We start from the raw sequence: 17,106 nt of genomic DNA on the forward strand, positions 1-17,106 counted from the left end.
CGGATCAGTCAGGAGAGCCACATTTCGGTGACCGGGTTCGACGACGTGCCCGAGGCGACCGCCGCCGGGCTCACGACCATCCGCCAGCCGATCCGCGAGAAGGGGCGCCGCACGGCCGAGCTCCTCCTCGACCCCGCACGACACCCCCGCCAGGTCACGCTGCCCCATCGCCTGATGGTGCGCACCTCGACCGGCCCCTGCACCGACCTCTCCAAGGACGACCGCTCATGAACCCCACCGACCTGCTCCTGGCCCAGCGCTACGCGGACGCCGTCGTGCGGTCCGCCACCCCCGGCGCGCCCACCGTGCCGCCGCGCCGACCACGGGTGCGGTGTTGGCTCGCGCGACGGGTCCGTCGGGCCGGGCTGACCCTGGTCCGCGCGAGCCGTCGTCTGGAGCCGGCGAGCTCGCGGCTCGCCGCCGACCGGTGGGCCCTGGAGGTCAAGCCCACGTGAGCGGGCGCTTCCCTCATGGAGCCGCAGCTGCGCATCGAGCTCTTTCCCCGCCGACCTCGACGCTCGCGTCCTACGCCGCGCTCGGCTTCGAGGCGGCCGGTCGGTCGGATGGGCCGCCGCCCTGCGCGACGAGCTGGTCGGGCGCGGGGTCGAGCTCGACGACGATCTCGTGGCTCGTGACTGGGGACTCATCGACGTCCGGGTCGTGGATCCGGACGGCTACTGCTGGCGCTTCACCAGTCGGCGCTGGGGGTCGGTCGATCACCTCCGCTAGGGATGTCTAAGGCAAAGTCAATAGTCGCTCAGATACTGCTACGCGGGGCGATCAGGTAGCCCTGGGGCTGCTGCTCGTCCGGGTCGGCGGGCCTCCCGCCCCAGAACGCCACCGCGAACCCGGCCTCCTCGAACCTGCGCGTCAGCTCCCCCTGCGACAGCCACCAGATGTCGAACCCGATGCCCAGGCCGAGGGATTCGCCGCCGCGGCGCGCGCTGTCGTCGCCGACCTTCCACGCGGTCGCGACATAGCCACCGGGCCGCACCACCCGGGCCAGCTCGGCGAAGGCGCCCGGCCGATCCTGCGGCGGCAGATACATCAGGGAGTACCAGCAGATCGCCCCGTCGAGCTCGCCGTCACCGAACGGCAGCGCCCGCACGTCACCCACTTGCACGTCCAGTCCCGGCTGCTCCCGCCGCGCGACCCGCACCATCTCGGGGGAGAGGTCGAGCCCGCGCACCCCGATCCCGCGGTTCAGCACGTATGCCGCCAACCTCCCTGTCCCACAACCGATGTCGCCGACGGTGGGGGCGCCCGCGCCGCGCGCATCCGCGGCCGCCCGCACGAGATCGCAGAACGCCGCGAGGATCCCGCGCTCGAGCGGCATCTCGTCGAGCAGGGTCGCCAGGCGTTCGGCATACGGCTCGGCCAGCACGTCGTGGGCCTGCCGCAGCTCGGTGGTCGCGTCGCGTCCGCCGCTCGTGGTCGGTGTCATGGCCCGCACGCTAGCGGTGACCTCGGACAGGCCCTCGAACAGGCCCCAGGCGGACCTCAGACAGCCCTCGGACAGACATCGGCAGGCGTCGGTGCTGAGGTGACCCGACGGGGCAGGCGGATCGTTCCGATTCGGACCGTTGATCGTTCCAGCCGCCCCGACGGGTCACTTTGTGCAGGCTGCGCCGGGCGTCGCCCTCAGTAGGAGCTCTGCTCGCCCTCGCCCTGCGCCGGCTCGGACGTGTCCTGGCCGCCGGCGGCAGCGGGGACGTCGCCGAGGTCGTCCTCCTGCCCCAGCGCCGTGGGTCCACCGTCGGTCTGGTCGGCGTCCGTCTCGTGCTGCGGGTCGCGCGTCGCGTCGTTGCTCATGCCGCCAGGCTACGGCGCCGCCCCGGAGCGCGTGTGGCGGGCCTGGTCAACGCTGGGAGCGCTGAGTCCGCACCCGGCGGGCGGCGCGTCAGCTGCCCTGACGTGGACCGTCACGGCAGCTGACGATGCGCCGGCCGATGCGAGCATCCTGCGCTCACCGGCCGTGACGGCCGCTCACGCCCAGAGGTCCTGCGCCAGCACCTCACCCTCACGACACCCCCGCGGTATGGCGAACACCGCCGACCCGATCGGGGTGGTCCAGGTGTTGAGGAGGTCCGCCTCGGCGAGCCGCCGCTGCACCGCCAGGAACTGCTCGAGCTCCGCCTGGTAGGCGACGAACAGCAACCCGGCGTTGGTCAGTCGGCCGGGGGCGGGCGGGTCGTCGTAGTTGTAGGGACGACGCAGGAAGCGGTCACGCAGCCCCTTCTCGTGCGGCATGGAGCGACGCACGTGCGAGAACTCGTCGATCACCGGCAGCCCGAGCCCGTTCGTCGCCGCCAGGTCGGGTGCGTCCGTCTCGGCGCGACCGGTCAGGGGCGACCCGTCCGTCTGGCGGCGGCCGAGGGAGGTGTCGCGGGTCAGCGGGTCGGCCTCCTCCCAGGTCTCGAGGTTCATGGCGATGCGGCGCAGCACCATCGTGGTGCCGCCCTGCAGCCACCGCGGCGCGGACGACCCGCACCACACGACCGCGTCGTCCTGGCCGCGCACGGGGTTGACCGTCCCGTCGACCTGGCCGAAGAGGTTGCGCATCGTCTCGCCGGGGTTCGTCACGCCATGCCCCTGCCGGAAGCCGCGCTGCACCCAGCGGACGGTGGCGATGGTGCGGGCCTCCTTGGTCAGGACCCACTGGGCGTGCGACACCGTGATGGGGGAGTCCGCGCAGATCTGCAGCAGCAGGTCACCTCCGGACCAGTGCGGCTCGAGGCGGTCGATCTTCGGGAACGCCGGCAGCGGTCCCAGCCACGCCGGGCGCGGCGCCGTCACACCGCGCAGCCCGAGAACGCGGGGGCCGATCCCGACCGTCACCGTCAGCGATGCCGTCGTCGCGGTCATCTCGGGCTCGAAGTCGGCATACGGCGCCTGACCGGCCATGAGCTGGGCGATGTCCTGCGTCCAGATCCGCATGAGCCGCTGCAGCGTCGTGACGTCGGCGCCGGGCACGAGGTCCATCGCCACCCACACGCCGTGGGCCTGAGGCGGGTCCATGATCCCGAGCTGGTGCTCGCCGTGGAAGGCCCGCCGCTGGTGCTCGGCCAGCTGCACCGTGGTCGGGCCCTCGCCGGTCGCGGCAGTCTCGGCGGGGGCGGGGGCGGGGGCGGCGCCGGATCGCGCCACCCCCATCCCACCCGCGGCGCCGGCGGCCAGGCCACCGAGCGCCGACAGCCCTCCGACGAGCACGTCACGCCGGTCGAGCCGATGCCCGGCGGCGCCGTGCTGGTCCGCCGTCATCAGTGCGCGTGCGTCGTCGCGGAGGCGGACGCGGAGGTGGACGCGGGGGCGGTCGGCGTGGCGTTGGGCGTCATCGACATGCCGCCGTAGGTCTCCTTGGCCCCGTTGAACTCCCGTGCGGGAGCGTGGATGTGCACGTGGCCGCCGTTGGCGTCCTGTAGCGTCACGACCGTCTCGGTGCCGGACAGGATGGGCTTCTCGAGGCCCATGAGCATGACGTGGTTGCCGCCCGGCCGGAGCTCGAAGGTGCCGTGCGGCGGCACCGTGAACCCGTCCTTGGTCTCCTTCATGACCATGGCGCCGAAGGCGTCCTTCTCGGTGACGTGGAGCTGCACCGTGGCGGCGACGTCGCTCTCGGCGGAGACGACCCTGACGGGCTGGTCGGTCTCGTTGACGAGGGTCGCGAAGAGCCCGGTCATGCCGCCCTTGACCGCCTTGACCCAGGGGTCCTTGACGGTGAGGGAGCGGTGGGTGACCGAGGTGGCGGTCGTGGCCGGGGATGTGGCGGGGGTGGTTGCGCTGGTGGGGGACAGGGATGCCGTGGCGGAGGCGGAGGCGGTGGACGTGGGTGCGGTGCTGGAGCCGGTGGCCGTGGTCGACGTCCCCGACCCGCACGCGGCGGTGACGAGGGCGAACGAGACGACGGCACAGGGCAGCGCGATGCGCTTGAGCATGGGTGTGGTCCTTGGTCTGACCGGAGTCGGTCTGGTGTCTGGGCAGGTCGAAGTGGGCTGACGCGGGGTCAGCGGGCGCAGACGACCAGCGGAGGACCACGGCGCGGGGCCGCGAGGACGAGCTCGGCCGACCGCAGGCGCGGCACGGCGACGGTGATGGCAGCGGGGCGGGGCCAGTGGGCAGGACGTTCGAGCAGGAGCCGTATGACGGGCGCCAGCCAGCCCGCGAGCAACCACAGTGCGCGCTCGCCGCGAGCGAGCACGGCCGCCGTCACGACGGTGGCGAGGACGTGCGCGAGGACCATCGTCAGTGAGAGGTGGTCGTGCCCGCCGCCCACCGCGTGGGCTGCACCGACGTCCGACCCCGGCTGACCCGCGTGGGTGACGAGGACGGCGTGGTGCCCGCTGCCGACGACGTGACCGAGTGATGCGGCGTCGGCCCCGGTCGTCCCCAGCAGCGCGAACGCCTCGTGCAGTGCGAGCTGCCCGCCCCCGAGGATCGCGCCGATGGAGAGGCCCTCGAGGCGGCGGCCGCTCGCGACCAGGCAGGTCACCAGGACGAGCCCGAGCAGGACGGCCAGGACGCCGCCGCCCGGCAGCGCGCCGCCACCCAGCACGTGGGCGAGCGCGGCGAGGGAGATCATGACCACCGCGAGGGTGCCTGCGCGCAGCAGGCGCAGTCGTCCCCCGTCCGGCGTGATCATGGCGCCAGTCTAGGGGTGCCCTCGGACGGCGCCGCGCGACCTCTCGAGCCCTCTATGTGCGTCTAGCGCGAAATGCAGAGAGCGGCATACGACACGATCGGTCCTCGCGCCCGACCGGGCCCTGTGGTTGGCTGCAGGCACTGCCTCCCCACCCCTAGGAGCACGCCGTGGCCGACATGACCGGAGTCGTCTTTCCCCAGACCGAGGGCCGCCGCAGCACCAGCGCGGTCGGTCGCGAGATCGTGGCCGGCGCGCTCGGCGGCGTGGACCCCGTCGGCTCCGCTGCGGCACGGCGCGAGACGGCGTGGCGCAAGGAGTACGCCGTGCACTTCCGCCGCCTCGTCGAGGTCGGCATGGAGGACCGCGACGCCGCGCTGACCGTGGCGCGGCAGGGCCTCGAGGCGCTGCACGGGCAGATGCGCTGGGTCGGCGCGAGCGGCGTGGACCAGCCCCTGCAGGCAGGTCTCGACGAGGTGGGCACCCCGCTGCACAGCGCCACGGTCGATGGCACGGCCGAGCCGGAGCGCGAGCTGACCCTGCCCTATCGCGGGCGGCGGCTGCGCGGCGACGAGCTACGCCGGCGCCTGGACCAGTGGGTGCGCGACGGCGTCGTGGAGCCGGGCGTGCAGCAGGCGGTCGAGCGTGTCCTGGACCACCCCGAGTGGCTCGACCTGCGCGACCAGCGCGTCGTCGTGCTCGGGGCCGGCGCCGAGATGGGCCCGCTGCGGTCGATCCTGCGCTGGGGCGGCGAGGTCGTCGGGATCGACCTGCCCCGCCCTGACCTGTGGCGCCGCGTCCTGACGGCGGCCCGCGAGGGCGCCGGGCGGCTCGTCATACCGACCCCCGACCCCGAGGCGAGCGACGCGAGGCTGGCCGAGCGCGCGGGAGCCGACCTGCTGCACGACCTCGGGGCCGTCGGGCGGTGGATCGACGGGCTCGAGGGCCGGCTCGTGCTCGGCAACTACGTGTATGCCGACGGCGCCACGAACGTCCGCGTCACGACGGCGGTCGACGCCCTCACGACGCACCTGACCGCCCGCCGCGACGACCTGGCGCTGGGCTTTCTCGCGACGCCGACCGATTCCTTCGTGGTGCCGGCGGACGCGGTGGCCCAGGCGACCCGCAACTACGGCGAACGCTCGCTCGGACGCCTCGTCCGGACCCCGCTGCGCGTCGGCAGCGGCGGCCGGCTGCTGCGCCGCCAGTACGCCCCCGGCGAGCAGCTCGCGATCTCCGACAGCATCGTCGAGCAGCAGGGCCCCAACTACCTGCTCGCCAAGCGCGTGCACCGTTGGCGCGCGTCCGTCGCCGCCGACGACGGGCACGTCGTCTCGATGAACGTCGCCCCTCCCACGCGCACCCGCTCGGTCACCAAGAACCGCGCCCTGGCCGCGGCGTATGCCGGCGCCCACTTCTTCGGCATCGAGGTCTTCGAGCCGGCGACGAGCAACACGCTCATGGCCGCACTGCTGGTCGACGACCTGCGCCGGGGAGAGGCGACCCGGGGTGGGGTCGGCGCCGGCGACGCGACCGACCCGAGGGGCCCGAGGGACCTGCTGCTGCCGTGGCAGGCCGAGGCCCGGGCGGCGGCGCACGGCGGGCTGTGGCGCGTGGCCTACGACCCGCGCAGTGCCCTGGGGATCGCGGCGCTGCTCGGGCTCGGCGGCGCCCGACAGTGATTCGGGCGAGGTTCGCCGCATCACCCCCGCCGAGGCGCACCGCCCCATAAGGTCTGCACCATGGCTTCACGACCCCACACCGCGTCACTGATCGAGGACGCCTGGCACCGCCGCATCACCTCGCTCCTGCACGAGCGCGGCTGGCGCACGCAGGCGATCGGACACACCGGCTACGGCACCCCCGAGCGCGTGCGTGTGCTCGGCCGCATCAAGATGGCACGCCCCGGCGACGAGTCCACGCAGGCGAGCCCGCACCGTGACGACGCGGTGCGCGCCCTGCGCGGCGAGGAGCGCGACCGCGGCTGGCGGTCGTTCGCGACGCCGCCGCCCGCCGCCAACGCCCCCGTCACGATCCGGTTGGGGGACAAGGCGGTCGAGGCGCGCACGGACCGCGGCGGCTACGTCGACGTGTGGGTCGAGCAGCCCGGGCTCGACGCCGGCTGGCACACCGCCACCATCGAGTCGCCCGACTCGGACCCCGCCGACGCCCCCGTCCTGATCATCGGCCCGGAGACGAAGTACGGCATCGTCTCCGACATCGATGACACCGTCATCTCCACGATGCTGCCGCGCGCCATGATCGCCGCGTGGAACACCTTCGTCGTCCACTCCAGCACCCGCCGCGCGGTGCCCGGCATGGCGCCGCTCTACCGCGAGCTGCAGGAGCGCTATCCCGGCGCCCCCGTGATCTATCTGTCCACCGGCGCGTGGAACACCTTCCAGACGCTCACGCAGTTCCTCTCCCGGCACGGGTTCCCGCTCGGGCCGCTTCTGCTCACCGACTGGGGCCCCACCAACACCGGGTGGTTCCGGTCCGGGCAGGAGCACAAGCGCGCCAACCTGCGCCGGCTGTGGCAGGACTTCCCGGACATCCACTGGCTGCTCGTGGGCGACGACGGCCAGCACGACCCCAAGCTCTACTCCGACTTCGCCGAGGACCACCCCGACGTGGTGGAGCTCATCGCGATCCGCGAGCTGACCCCCGCCGAGCAGGTTCTGTCGCACGGTATCCCCGTCTCCAACGAGGAGCTGCAGCCGATCGAGCGGATCAACGCGACCACCCCCGTCTACCGCGCGCCCGACGGCTACGGCCTCGCCCAGCGGCTGCGGTCGGCGTTCCACGCGGGCGACGCCGGGGCGCACCACCACCCCGAGGTCGAAGAGTCGGCCGCCCACGCCGAGGCGGTCGCCGCGCAGCCCGGCCGGGACGACCAGAACCCGCTCTGACGCCTGCCTCTCGCTCTGGCCGGAGCCCCTGCTGGACCCGCCGGACCTGGTGTGGGCCCCTCGCCGGACCCGTTGTCGGTCCGGCGAGGGTGGGGCAGGATGAGCCCATGCCGGAGCTGCCCGAGGTCCAGGCGCTCGTCGACTTCCTGACCGAGCGGATCGTCGACGACGCCATCACCGCCGTCGAGCTCGGATCGTTCTCCGTGCTCAAGACCTACGCCCCCGCCCCGCAGGCCTTCGACGGCCTGGTGGTCTCCGGGGTCGGGCGGCACGGCAAGTTCGTCGACATCGACTGCGACGGGCTGCACCTTATCTTTCACCTCGCCAAGGCCGGCTGGCTTCGCTGGTATGACGAGATGCCGCGTACCGCGCTGCGCCCCAACAAGTCTCCTGTCGCCGTGCGGGTCCGCCTGGCGTCCGGTGGCGGCTTCGACCTGACCGAGGCGGGGACCCGCAAGAGCCTGGCGGCATACATCGTGGCCGACCCGCCCGAGGTGCCCGGGATCGCGCGGCTCGGGCCCGACCCGCTCGCCGACGCGTTCACCCTCGACGCCTTCGCCGCGCTGCTCGGCGCCCGCAACGCCCAGATCAAGGGCGTCCTGCGCGACCAGTCCGTCATCGCGGGGATCGGCAACGCCTACAGCGACGAGATCCTGCACGTCGCGCGCCTGTCGCCGTTCGCCAAGGCTGCCGGGCTGGACGCCGACCAGGTCGCCACGCTCTACGAGGCGCTGCGCGAGACCCTGGCGGCAGCCGTGGTCGCCGCGTCCGGCAAGCCCGCGGACGAGCTCAAGGACGCCAAGCGTGCGGGGATGCGCGTGCACGGTCGCACCGGCGAGCCCTGCCCCGAGTGCGGCGACACCGTGCGTGAGGTGTCCTTCGCCGACTCCTCGCTGCAGTACTGCGCCACCTGCCAGACCGGCGGCAAGCCACTCGCCGACCGCCGCACCTCGAAGTTCCTGAAGTAGCCCTGGCCACGACCTACACCACCGAGATCATCCTGCCCATGGGCGGCAACAACACGGGCATCGAGGTGCCGCCCGACGTCCTCAGCGTCCTGGGAGAGAGCAAGCGGCCCAAGGTCAGGGTCACGTTGAACGGCAGCTACACCTTCGACACCACCGTGGCGAGCCGGGGTGGTCGCAGCCTGATCACCTTCTCCAAGGCGCGGCGCGAGGAGTCGGGGCTGGGCGCCGGCGACTCCGTCCAGGTCGACCTCGAGCTCGTCTAGCCGACCGTTGGTGAGCTCGGGGCTCACTTTGTGCCGTCCACGGGCCGGGATTCGCCGCGCTGGCGACCGTTCGTGAGCTCGCGGCTCACTTCGTGTCGTCCGGGGTCGCCTCCATCGGCGTTTGTGAGCTGCCAGCGCACGAACCGCCGAGCGGAGCCGACCTTTTCGGACCTTTGTGAGCTCCGAGCTCACATCGCGCGTCGGGACCCGTGCAGGTCAGCGCTGCGAGCGCTGACAATGCACGGTTGGGGTGCCTGAGCGTGCGGGGTCAGCGCTGCGAGCGCGAGGGATGCACGGTTGGGGGTGTCTGAGCGTGCGGGGTCAGCGCTGCGAGCGCGGACGCGGGCGACGTATGGCGGGCGGGGCGGGGGCGATGGCAGGGTTGAGCCATGACGATCCCCGCAGACGCCCAGCCCGACGTGCCCCAGATCAGCCGTGACGAGCTCGAGGACGACGCCGTCATCCTCGATGTCCGCAACCAGGACGAGTGGGACCTCGGCCACGCGCCGGGCGCCATGCACATCCCGCTCGACCAGCTGGCCGAGCGCCGGGGCGAGCTGCCCGAGGTCGACGTGCTCCCCGTGACCTGCCGGGGCGGCGGCCGGGCCTCGCGCGCAACCGCTTGGCTCAACCAGAACGGTTGGGACGCAGCCAATCTCACCGACGGCATGCTCGGTTGGAAGGCCGCGGGCCGCGCCCTGGTCACCGAGCAGGGCGGCGACCCTGACGTCATGTGACCAGTGGACGATGACGCCGTATGACGCCCGCTAGCGCAGTCCCTATACAGCGCTAGCGGGCGTCATCGTCATACGACCGCGGGATCAGCCCGGGTTGGTCACATCAGCCTGGCGTCGTCGCATCGACCTGCGGTGCGAAGCCGGGTGGATGTGACGACCTGAGGTAGGTCAGCGGGGGAGCTCGCCCTCGCGCTTGGCGTCGCTGAGCGGCGTGGGCAGCAGCCCGTCAGCGCCCTCGGCCCGGGCCGCCCGCGCCTCCTGCGAGACCTCGGCCGCCTCGTCCTGCTCGCGGGCCTGCTTGTCGCGCAACGGCCCCACGCCCCAGCAGTCGATGACGCCGGTGAGCGGGTCGGGCTCGGGCACCTCGATGGTCGTGGTCAGGGCGGTGAGGCTGGGCTCGGGCGGCGTCGACCCGAAGCCGAAGCGCACCGGCGGCGAGACGGGCACGAGCGCGCCCAGGTCGGATCCGTCCCACGTGGCGGTGGCGTCCGTGACGGCGTGGACGTCGGTGGCGCCATACGTGGCAGGCAGGCCGTTGGCGGTGGTGCCGCGGGTGCTGACCCCGCGCAGCAGGGCCTGCGCGATGGGGTCGGTGACGCGGGCCCACCAGGCGCGGCTGCTGAGGGCGCTCGGCACCATGCTCAGCGCCTTGCCGATCGCGGTGCGCTCGCCGATCGTCGCGGACAGCCCGAGCGGGCCGGCCGTGAGGGTGAGCACGCGGCCGCGCGTCGTCGCCTCGACGGGCACGACCTGCACCTCGTCGAAGGTGTAGAGCGCGGCCACCGTGTCGGCGATCTCCTGCGTGGGGGCGAGGAGGATGCGGTGTCCGTCACGGCGCTCGACCATCACGTCGGTGAAGTCGCCGTAGGGCGATCGGGTCCAGCGCCCGACGACGATGCGAGTGCCCTCGTCGAAGCCGAGGCCGAGGATCCGGCCGGTGAACTGGTGCGTGCCGGTCTGCAGAGTCATGGTGCCACCCAGGTGAATTCGTTGCCGAACGGATCGCGGAGGTACGTCCGTCGTGGATCGGGGCACTCCTCCTCGCACATCGAGGCGCCGAGGAGGAGCAGCACGTCGGGTGTCTGCGCGGACACCGCGAAGCGCATGGAGTTGAAGACCGTCTTGGGCTCGGTCTCGCGGGCGAAGACGATGGACTCGAACGGCGCGCCCGGCACCGGCTCGATGAAGGCGGCATCAGGGTCCTCGGGGACCTGGTGCACCTTGGTGTCGAGGACGCGCCCCCACCAGGCGGCGTTCGCCTCGGGGTCAGGGGAGTCGACGACGACTTGGTACATGCGGCGCTTGTCGCTGGGGCGGACGATGACGCCGAGCTCGCGCTGCTCGGGGTCCAGAGCGAGGTCCCAGGGATAGCTGCCCTGGTCGACGAGGGTGCCGCCTGCGGCGACGAGGTCGTCGGTGTTGGCGGCGTAGATGTCGAGGTGAACGCGTCGTCGCTCTTGGCGGGGGGCCCGGCGGGGGCGGATCCAGACCGTGTCGGTCTCGTCGTCGCCGACGAGCCGGAAGCCGTTCTCGTCATCGCCCTCCATCCGCAGGCCCAGCGCGCGGGACCAGAACATCGCCAGCGTTGCCGTGTCGGCGGCGTCGATGGTGAGGTCCACGTAGCGTGCGAGAGCCATGCCTCGAACCTACCTTTTCGGGACCAGGCTGGGAGGTTGCTCGACGACCCGTGGGTCGGTCGGGGCGCGTCGTCGTGCCGTTGATCAGGCCGTATGGCGGTATCTAGGCCCAGAAGTAGGCTCCGGCATACGAGACGATCGCCGCCGGGCCGCGACACGCTGGTGCTGTATGCCGAGATCTCGGGTCGCCGCTAGATGGCCGCATAGGGTGCGAGCGTGGACCCGATCAAGAACCCCTATGCCCCTGGTGCCGGCCAGCGACCGCCCGAGCTGGCGGGGCGCGACGAGCAGCTCAAGGCCTTCGACATCGTGCTGGAGCGCGTGGCGCGGGGGAGGCCCGAGCGGTCGATCGTGCTGACCGGCCTGCGGGGCGTCGGAAAGACGGTGCTGCTCAATGCCCTTCGCTCGGCGGCGGTCCGGGCTCACTGGGGGACGGGCAAGCTCGAGGCGCGGCCCGACCAGCGCCTGCGCCGCCCGCTCGCCTCCGCCCTGCACACGGCCGTCCGTGAGCTCGGCCACCCGCAGGGCGACGACGTCGACCAGGTGCTCGGCGTGATCAAGGCGTTCGCGCAGCGCGACGTCGACCCCAAGGCCAAGATCCGCGACCGCTGGAACCCCGGCATCGAGGTGCCCGCCGTTGCGGGGCGCGCGGATTCGGGGGACATCGAGATCGACCTGGTCGAGCTGTTCTCGGACTGCGCGGGGCTCGCGGCCGACGTGGGGCGGGGGATCGCGATCTACATCGACGAGATGCAGGACCTGCACGCCGAGGACGTGTCGGCGCTGTGCGCGGCCTGCCACGAGCTCTCCCAGCAGGGCTCGCCGCTGATCGTCGTGGGCGCCGGGTTGCCGCACCTGCCGGCGGTGCTCTCGGCGTCGAAGTCCTACAGCGAGAGGCTGTTCCGCTACAACCGCATCGACCGGTTGTCGCGGGCGGCCGCCGACCAGGCGCTGCAGTCGCCGGCCCGCGACGAGGACGCCGAGTTCACCGACGAGGCGCTGGCCGAGATGTATGCCGTGACCGGCGGCTACCCATACTTCATCCAGGCGTACGGCCAGGTGGCGTGGGACGCGGCGCCCGCCACCCCCATCACCGTGGACGACGTGAAGGTCGCGGCGCCGGAGGCCGAGGAGGAGCTGGCCGTCGGCTTCTTCGGGTCACGCTACGAGCGGGCGACGCCGGCCGAGCGGGAGTACCTGCGCGCCATGGCGGACGTAGCCCTCGCCGAGCGCGACGCCGGCAACCCCCTGGACGAGACCGAGTCCGTGGCCACCTCGGCCGTCGCGACCCTGCTCGGCCGCAAGCCCCAGTCCCTGTCGCCCGCACGCGACGCGCTGATGAAGAAGGGCCTCATCTACTCGGGGGAGCGCGGGCGCATCGCGTTCACCGTGCCCCACTTCGGTCGCTACCTGCGCGCCCACGCCGGCGACGACTGACGCGAGCCGGTCTGGCGTGCCACGGTCGACCCGACGGGTCACCTTTCGTCGCGAAGCGCATCTTTGGATCGTTCAATGTGACCCGTGAGGGCGCTTCTGGCCATCAGCCCGGCGCTCCAGGCTGACCTCACCGACGTCCACGACGACCCGCAGTGACCAGCGGCGCCATACGATCTCGTCTGCCCGCGCGACGTGACCCGCCGGGTCGGCTGCGCGCCCATCGGCCCGACGCGACAAACCCGGTATGGCGCAACCCGCACGTGGGGTTGACTGGACGGGTGCCTGCCGCCGCTTCGAGCCGTCCGGGCCTGCGCGCGCACCCCCGGTTCGTCACGGTGGTGGCGGGCGAGGGCTTGTCGATGCTCGGCGACTCGGCCTTCGACATCGCCCTGGCCTGGATGGTCCTGCACGAGACCGGATCCGTCGCGGCGCTCGCGGGCGTGATGCTGGCCCAGGCGGTACCGCGCGGTCTGCTGCTGCTCCTCGGCGGCGCCATCACCGACCGGATGAGCGCGCGTCGCGTCATGCTCGCCGCGCACGTCGTCCGCGCCGTGACCATGGCGGTCCTCGCCGCCCTCGTGATCAGCGGCTCCGTGCAGATGTGGCACCTGTATGTCGTGGCCGTGGTCACCGGCATCACGGCGGCGATGTTCACCCCGGCGTCCGAGTCGGTGCTGCCCCACCTGCTGCCCGAGGCGGCCTACGCCCGCGGCAACGCCGCCCAGGGGTTCCTCGAGCAGGTGTCCTACCTCCTCGGCCCGGTGATCGGGGCCGGCCTCATCGTGCTGGGTGGAGCAGGTGCGGCCATCACCGCCAACGCGCTCACCTTCGCCGTAGCGGCGTGCACGGTGCGCAGCGTGCCCCGCGGCGCCCACGTCGAGGGAGAGGCCGGCGCCGGCATCCTCGCCGACATCAGGGTCGGGCTCGCGCACGCCTGGCGCAGTCACGAGACGCGCCTGGTCCTGCTCATCGTCGCTGCTGCCACCCTGTCCTACAGCGGCCTCTTCGCCGTGGGGCTGCCGACCCTCGCAGCCTCCTGGACGTCGTCCCCCTGGGCGCTCAGCGTGCTCGTGTCCGCCTGGGGCGCAGGCCAGCTCATCGGCACGGCCGCTGCTGCGGTGACCGGCCTGCCGGACCGGTGGGGTCTGCTCATCATCGGCATGACCCTCGCCGAGGGGTCCGCCTTCGCGCTGCTCGGGCACACCCCCTCCGCCTGGGTGGCCGCCGCGATCCTCGTCCCGCTGGGCATCGGCGTGGCCTACAGCTCCGACGTGGCCCTGCCGACCTTCATCCAGACGCGCACCCCCAAGCACCTCCTGGGGCGGATCAGCGCGCTGCTCGGCCTGCCGCGGGTCGTGCTCGAACCCCTCTCGATCGCGGTCCTCGGCGCAGCGCTCCACCGCTCCATCGCGTGGGGCTTCGCGCTGGCCGCCGTCCCCGTCCTCGTGCTCGGCCTCTACCTGCTCGCCGACCCCGTCGCGCGCGGGCTACGCGCCGACGCTGACGCCTGACGCCTGAAGCACGGCGACGACGGCGACGACGCCGACGACGCCGACGAGGCAGGCGACCGGGTTCTCGTTCAGGGGCGGGCCTTCGCGACGGCCCTCAGTCGCCGGCGCTCGTCCTCGGGGAGGTCAGGGGTGACCCGCTTCCGCCTCAGAAACGCGAACAGCAGGATGCACACGGTCGTGATGATCGTGACCGCGACGAGCCAGGCCGGTCGGGTGGCGGTGAAGGGCATCACGACATACGGCACGGCCAGGATCGCAGCGATCCACCAGAGCATCGAGCGGAACCGTGGGTTGTCGCCGAGCCGCTCGCGTGCCCGTTCGCGCTCGATGGCGCGCAGGGTCACCCGCCCACGCTGCTCCCCGGCCGCCAGCGCCTCGTCGACCACCGCCTTGTCCTCGTCGGAGAGCAGGTCGTAGCCGGTCGACGGCTTGCCGACGATCCGCCTGGCCAGCAAGGGACTGAGAACGCAGATCCCGAGACCGAGGATCATCCCGCTGATCAGCTCGCCGGACAGGTCCTCGGTCGGGTCGAAGGCGGAGATCCACGCCCGCACGCACCCCAGGTGGATCACCGCCAGGGTGTAGTACGCCACCACGGATGGTCGAGGCATGGACATGGCGACAGGATGCCACCAAGGTGTCGTTCTGGAGGGCAGTCCTTCGTAGAAGGGACAGGCGGTGACCGAGGGTCGCCGTCGGCGAGACGTCACCCGGCGCTCGCCGCGACCAGGAGAGGAAGCGACCGTGCCGTCATACCTGATCTCGTTCAACGACGAGTGGGTGTCCCCGCACACCCACGAGCAGCTGCTGGCCAAGAGCGTCGCGGGGAACCGCGTGATCGCTGAGATGCAGGCCGAGGGCGTCTTCGTCTTCGGCGACGGCGGGCTCGACGCCTCCACCGTGCTGTGCAGCGTCACGGCGCAGGACGGCGCGCCCGTCTACACCGACGGGCCGTATGCCGAGACCAAGGAGCACCTCGGCGGTTTCACCATCGTGGAGGTCGCTGACGACGAGGCCGCCCGCTACTGGGCGGGACGTCTCGCCGTCGCGCTCGACTGGCCGCAGGAGGTTCACCGGTTCCCGGCTCCGCCGCAGGCCGGCCCAGCAGTCCCCACCCACACGGACGAATGACATGCCCAGATACCTGCTGTCCGTCTACGGCCCCGCCGAGCGCGGCAAGCCCGGCGACCCCGGCCACTTCCCGACCAAGGAGGCGATGCTCGAGGCCTTCGCCGAGACCGGCGCCTTCAACGACAAGCTGCAGCGCGACGGCCACTTCGTCTTCGCCGACGGGCTGGAGCCGGTCGCCAGCGCCACCACCGTCGACGGTCAGGGCGACCAGCCCGTCCTCACCGACGGCCCCTACCTGGAGGCCAAGGAGCACCTCGGCGGCTTCTGGGTGATCGAGGCGCGTGACCTCGACGAGGCGCTCGCCCTCGCCGCCGAGGGGTCCAAGGCCTGCCGCGGCAAGGTCGAGGTCCGCCCCTTCCAGACCGAGGAGTCCGTGCAGGAGATGCTCGACGGGTGACGGTATCCCCCGTCGACGAGGCGATCGCCCGCACCCACCGCGAGGAGTGGGCGCGGGTCGTCGCCTCGCTCGCACGCCGCTTCGGTGACCTCGACCTCGCCGAGGAGGCGGCGGCCGACGCCTGGGTCGCGGCGGTCGAGCGGTGGCCCCGGGACGGCATACCGCCCAACCCCGGCGGCTGGCTCACCACCACCGCCACGCGCCGAGCCATCGACCGGCTGCGACGCGAGTCCCGCCGCGACGTGAAGCAGGAGGCGGCATACCGGCTGGTCGACGACAGCCCGCCCGTCACCACCGGGGCGGTGGAGGACGACCGGCTGCGGCTGGTCTTCACCTGCTGCCACCCCGCGCTCGCCACGGAAGCACGAGTTGCCTTGACGCTGAGGCTGATCGGCGGGCTCACCGTCGCCGAGATCGCCCGCGCGTTCCTCGTGCAGGAGGCGACGATGGCGCAGCGGATCACCCGTGCCAAGGCCAAGATCAAGGCCGCGCACCTCCCCTATCGCGTGCCGTCGGAGGGCGACGTCCGCGAGCGGCTGGCCGGGGTGCTGGCGGTGGTCTTCCTGATCTTCAACGAGGGCTACCTCGCCTCGTATGGCGACCAGGCCCTGCGCGCCGACCTCACCGACGAGGCGATCCGGCTCGGGCGGCTGCGGCACACGCTGCTCCCCGACGACGGCGAGGTCACCGGCCTGCTCGCCCTCATGCTCCTGACCGATGCCCGCCGGTCGGCGCGGCTTTCGCCGACCGGGGCGCTGGTGACGCTGGCGGAGCAGGACCGCGGCCGCTGGGACCGCGCGCTGATCCGCGAAGGGCACGTGCTCGTGCACGAGTGCGTCGACGCGGTGGCCTCGGGCGGCGATCCGCCGGGTCGCTATCAGTTGCTCGCCGCGATCAATGCCGTTCACACGCATGCGCGCTCGGCACGCGAGACGGACTGGGGGCAGGTCGTCACGGTCTACGACCGGCTGGTGCTGGTGGACCCGTCGCCGATCGTGCGGCTCAACCGGGCGGTCGCCGTCGCCGAGCTGTATGGCGCAGCCCGGGGCCTCGCCGAGGTGGACGAGGTGGCCGGGGTTCTCGACGGCTACCACGCGATGCACGCGACCCGCGCGGACCTGCTGCGCCGGCTCGGGCGTGAGGGTGACGCGCGGGCGGCATACGACCGGGCGCTCGCGCTGACCGACAACCGGGCCGAGCGCACCTATCTGGCCCGCCAGCGCGACGACCTCCCCGGCCCCGACCGGAAGTGACCCGTCGGGGCGGCGAGCTACCCATCCGCCACATGCACCCGCCGGGAAGTGTCCCGTCGGGTCGCGGTGGAGGATCAACCCGCACGCCACCCGACCGGAAGTGACACGTCGGGGCGGCGAGCTCCTCAACCGCCACCTGCACCCGACCGGAAGTGACCCGCCGGGGCGCGGACCCCCCACCCGGCGCCTGCACCCGCCCGAAAGTGACCCGTCGGGGCGCGCTGAGA

At 72.6% G+C, this 17,106-nt stretch carries 20 protein-coding genes; 12 read left to right on the top strand and 8 right to left on the bottom strand.

Features of this window, described 5'->3' with window-relative positions; all coding sequences use genetic code 11:
• Together B4K29_RS18225 and B4K29_RS18230 are read left to right on the top strand one after the other, a co-directional pair.
• On the top strand, window positions 1-231 hold a 231-nt coding region (locus tag B4K29_RS18225), incomplete at its 5' end, for a substrate-binding domain-containing protein (RefSeq protein ID WP_286968446.1).
• Window positions 228-455: a hypothetical protein gene (locus B4K29_RS18230; protein WP_286968452.1), complete on the top strand. Its 228-nt coding sequence runs from the start codon at window positions 228-230 to the stop codon at window positions 453-455. The genes B4K29_RS18225 and B4K29_RS18230, both read left to right, overlap by 4 nt.
• A gap of 302 nt (window positions 456-757) precedes the next feature.
• Here the strand turns inward: B4K29_RS18230 and B4K29_RS18235 are convergent, their stop codons facing one another.
• The 5 genes from B4K29_RS18235 to B4K29_RS18255 form a co-directional block, all read right to left on the bottom strand.
• Window positions 758-1,444: a class I SAM-dependent methyltransferase gene (locus B4K29_RS18235; protein WP_286968454.1), complete on the bottom strand. Its 687-nt coding sequence runs from the start codon at window positions 1,442-1,444 to the stop codon at window positions 758-760.
• A 197-nt stretch (window positions 1,445-1,641) separates the two neighbouring features.
• Complete coding sequence (locus B4K29_RS18240; RefSeq protein ID WP_019287310.1) at window positions 1,642-1,812, bottom strand: hypothetical protein; 171 nt, start codon at window positions 1,810-1,812, stop codon at window positions 1,642-1,644.
• A 174-nt stretch (window positions 1,813-1,986) separates the two neighbouring features.
• A complete protein-coding gene (locus tag B4K29_RS18245; RefSeq protein WP_286968456.1) occupies window positions 1,987-3,261 on the bottom strand; it encodes a Dyp-type peroxidase in 1,275 nt (424 codons plus the stop codon).
• The gene (locus tag B4K29_RS18250; protein WP_286959150.1) at window positions 3,261-3,935 is read right to left on the bottom strand and encodes a copper chaperone PCu(A)C; all 675 of its coding nucleotides are present in this window, start codon (window positions 3,933-3,935) and stop codon (window positions 3,261-3,263) included. The genes B4K29_RS18245 and B4K29_RS18250 overlap by 1 nt, the downstream gene beginning before the upstream one ends.
• 68 nt (window positions 3,936-4,003) lie before the next feature.
• Window positions 4,004-4,639, bottom strand: coding sequence for a hypothetical protein (locus B4K29_RS18255; protein WP_286959151.1), 636 nt, complete (start codon window positions 4,637-4,639; stop codon window positions 4,004-4,006).
• Between the two features lie 176 nt (window positions 4,640-4,815).
• Between B4K29_RS18255 and B4K29_RS18260 the strand changes: the two genes are divergently transcribed.
• The 5 genes from B4K29_RS18260 (at window position 4,816) to B4K29_RS18280 (ending at window position 9,513) form a co-directional block, all read left to right on the top strand.
• On the top strand, window positions 4,816-6,318 hold the full coding sequence (locus B4K29_RS18260; protein WP_286959159.1) for a hypothetical protein: 1,503 nt from the start codon (window positions 4,816-4,818) through the stop codon (window positions 6,316-6,318).
• A 60-nt stretch (window positions 6,319-6,378) separates the two neighbouring features.
• Window positions 6,379-7,545: an App1 family protein gene (locus B4K29_RS18265; protein ID WP_286959152.1), complete on the top strand. Its 1,167-nt coding sequence runs from the start codon at window positions 6,379-6,381 to the stop codon at window positions 7,543-7,545.
• A 107-nt stretch (window positions 7,546-7,652) separates the two neighbouring features.
• Window positions 7,653-8,513: an Fpg/Nei family DNA glycosylase gene (locus tag B4K29_RS18270; protein WP_286959153.1), complete on the top strand. Its 861-nt coding sequence runs from the start codon at window positions 7,653-7,655 to the stop codon at window positions 8,511-8,513.
• A gap of 32 nt (window positions 8,514-8,545) precedes the next feature.
• A complete protein-coding gene (locus B4K29_RS18275) occupies window positions 8,546-8,776 on the top strand; it encodes a DUF1905 domain-containing protein (protein WP_286959160.1) in 231 nt (76 codons plus the stop codon).
• Between the two features lie 389 nt (window positions 8,777-9,165).
• Complete coding sequence (locus B4K29_RS18280) at window positions 9,166-9,513, top strand: rhodanese-like domain-containing protein (RefSeq protein ID WP_019287318.1); 348 nt, start codon at window positions 9,166-9,168, stop codon at window positions 9,511-9,513.
• A 168-nt stretch (window positions 9,514-9,681) separates the two neighbouring features.
• Here the strand turns inward: B4K29_RS18280 and B4K29_RS18285 are convergent, their stop codons facing one another.
• The gene (locus B4K29_RS18285) at window positions 9,682-10,482 is read right to left on the bottom strand and encodes a hypothetical protein (protein ID WP_286959154.1); all 801 of its coding nucleotides are present in this window, start codon (window positions 10,480-10,482) and stop codon (window positions 9,682-9,684) included.
• Entirely contained in the window at window positions 10,479-11,150 is a 672-nt protein-coding gene (locus B4K29_RS18290; protein WP_019287320.1) for a VOC family protein, read from the bottom strand. Before B4K29_RS18290 ends, B4K29_RS18285 begins: the two co-directional genes overlap by 4 nt.
• A gap of 216 nt (window positions 11,151-11,366) precedes the next feature.
• Between B4K29_RS18290 and B4K29_RS18295 the strand changes: the two genes are divergently transcribed.
• Window positions 11,367-12,587, top strand: coding sequence for an ATP-binding protein (locus B4K29_RS18295; protein WP_286968459.1), 1,221 nt, complete (start codon window positions 11,367-11,369; stop codon window positions 12,585-12,587).
• Between the two features lie 278 nt (window positions 12,588-12,865).
• Window positions 12,866-14,098, top strand: a complete 1,233-nt coding sequence (locus B4K29_RS18300) for an MFS transporter (protein WP_286968461.1) — start codon at window positions 12,866-12,868, stop codon at window positions 14,096-14,098.
• A 68-nt stretch (window positions 14,099-14,166) separates the two neighbouring features.
• Here B4K29_RS18300 and B4K29_RS18305 read toward each other — a convergent pair whose 3' ends face one another.
• Entirely contained in the window at window positions 14,167-14,715 is a 549-nt protein-coding gene (locus B4K29_RS18305; protein WP_286968463.1) for a hypothetical protein, read from the bottom strand.
• Window positions 14,716-14,842: 127 nt separating this feature from the next.
• Between B4K29_RS18305 and B4K29_RS18310 the strand changes: the two genes are divergently transcribed.
• From B4K29_RS18310 to B4K29_RS18320, 3 genes are read left to right on the top strand one after another with little or no spacing between them, the layout of a single operon-like run.
• A complete protein-coding gene (locus B4K29_RS18310; RefSeq protein WP_029212555.1) occupies window positions 14,843-15,229 on the top strand; it encodes a YciI family protein in 387 nt (128 codons plus the stop codon).
• A gap of 1 nt (window position 15,230) precedes the next feature.
• On the top strand, window positions 15,231-15,626 hold the full coding sequence (locus B4K29_RS18315) for a YciI family protein (protein ID WP_019287339.1): 396 nt from the start codon (window positions 15,231-15,233) through the stop codon (window positions 15,624-15,626).
• Window positions 15,623-16,879, top strand: a complete 1,257-nt coding sequence (locus tag B4K29_RS18320) for an RNA polymerase sigma factor (protein ID WP_286968465.1) — start codon at window positions 15,623-15,625, stop codon at window positions 16,877-16,879. Before B4K29_RS18315 ends, B4K29_RS18320 begins: the two co-directional genes overlap by 4 nt.
• The last annotated feature ends 227 nt before the right edge of the window (window positions 16,880-17,106 follow it).

It is taken from the genome of Arsenicicoccus sp. UBA6765, from assembly GCF_002453335.1.
GTDB lineage: Bacteria > Actinomycetota > Actinomycetes > Actinomycetales > Dermatophilaceae > Arsenicicoccus > Arsenicicoccus bolidensis.

Coding starts and splice junctions, on each gene's coding strand:
- B4K29_RS18290 (WP_019287320.1), bottom strand. CDS start 11,150: ATGGCTCTCGCACGCTACGTGGACCTCACCATCGACGCCGCCGACACG.
- B4K29_RS18255 (WP_286959151.1), bottom strand. CDS start 4,639: ATGATCACGCCGGACGGGGGACGACTGCGCCTGCTGCGCGCAGGCACC.
- B4K29_RS18260 (WP_286959159.1), top strand. CDS start 4,816: ATGACCGGAGTCGTCTTTCCCCAGACCGAGGGCCGCCGCAGCACCAGC.
- B4K29_RS18240 (WP_019287310.1), bottom strand. CDS start 1,812: ATGAGCAACGACGCGACGCGCGACCCGCAGCACGAGACGGACGCCGAC.
- B4K29_RS18285 (WP_286959154.1), bottom strand. CDS start 10,482: ATGACTCTGCAGACCGGCACGCACCAGTTCACCGGCCGGATCCTCGGC.
- B4K29_RS18235 (WP_286968454.1), bottom strand. CDS start 1,444: ATGACACCGACCACGAGCGGCGGACGCGACGCGACCACCGAGCTGCGG.
- B4K29_RS18280 (WP_019287318.1), top strand. CDS start 9,166: ATGACGATCCCCGCAGACGCCCAGCCCGACGTGCCCCAGATCAGCCGT.
- B4K29_RS18305 (WP_286968463.1), bottom strand. CDS start 14,715: ATGTCCATGCCTCGACCATCCGTGGTGGCGTACTACACCCTGGCGGTG.
- B4K29_RS18230 (WP_286968452.1), top strand. CDS start 228: ATGAACCCCACCGACCTGCTCCTGGCCCAGCGCTACGCGGACGCCGTC.
- B4K29_RS18250 (WP_286959150.1), bottom strand. CDS start 3,935: ATGCTCAAGCGCATCGCGCTGCCCTGTGCCGTCGTCTCGTTCGCCCTC.
- B4K29_RS18270 (WP_286959153.1), top strand. CDS start 7,653: ATGCCGGAGCTGCCCGAGGTCCAGGCGCTCGTCGACTTCCTGACCGAG.
- B4K29_RS18315 (WP_019287339.1), top strand. CDS start 15,231: ATGCCCAGATACCTGCTGTCCGTCTACGGCCCCGCCGAGCGCGGCAAG.
- B4K29_RS18265 (WP_286959152.1), top strand. CDS start 6,379: ATGGCTTCACGACCCCACACCGCGTCACTGATCGAGGACGCCTGGCAC.
- B4K29_RS18245 (WP_286968456.1), bottom strand. CDS start 3,261: ATGACGGCGGACCAGCACGGCGCCGCCGGGCATCGGCTCGACCGGCGT.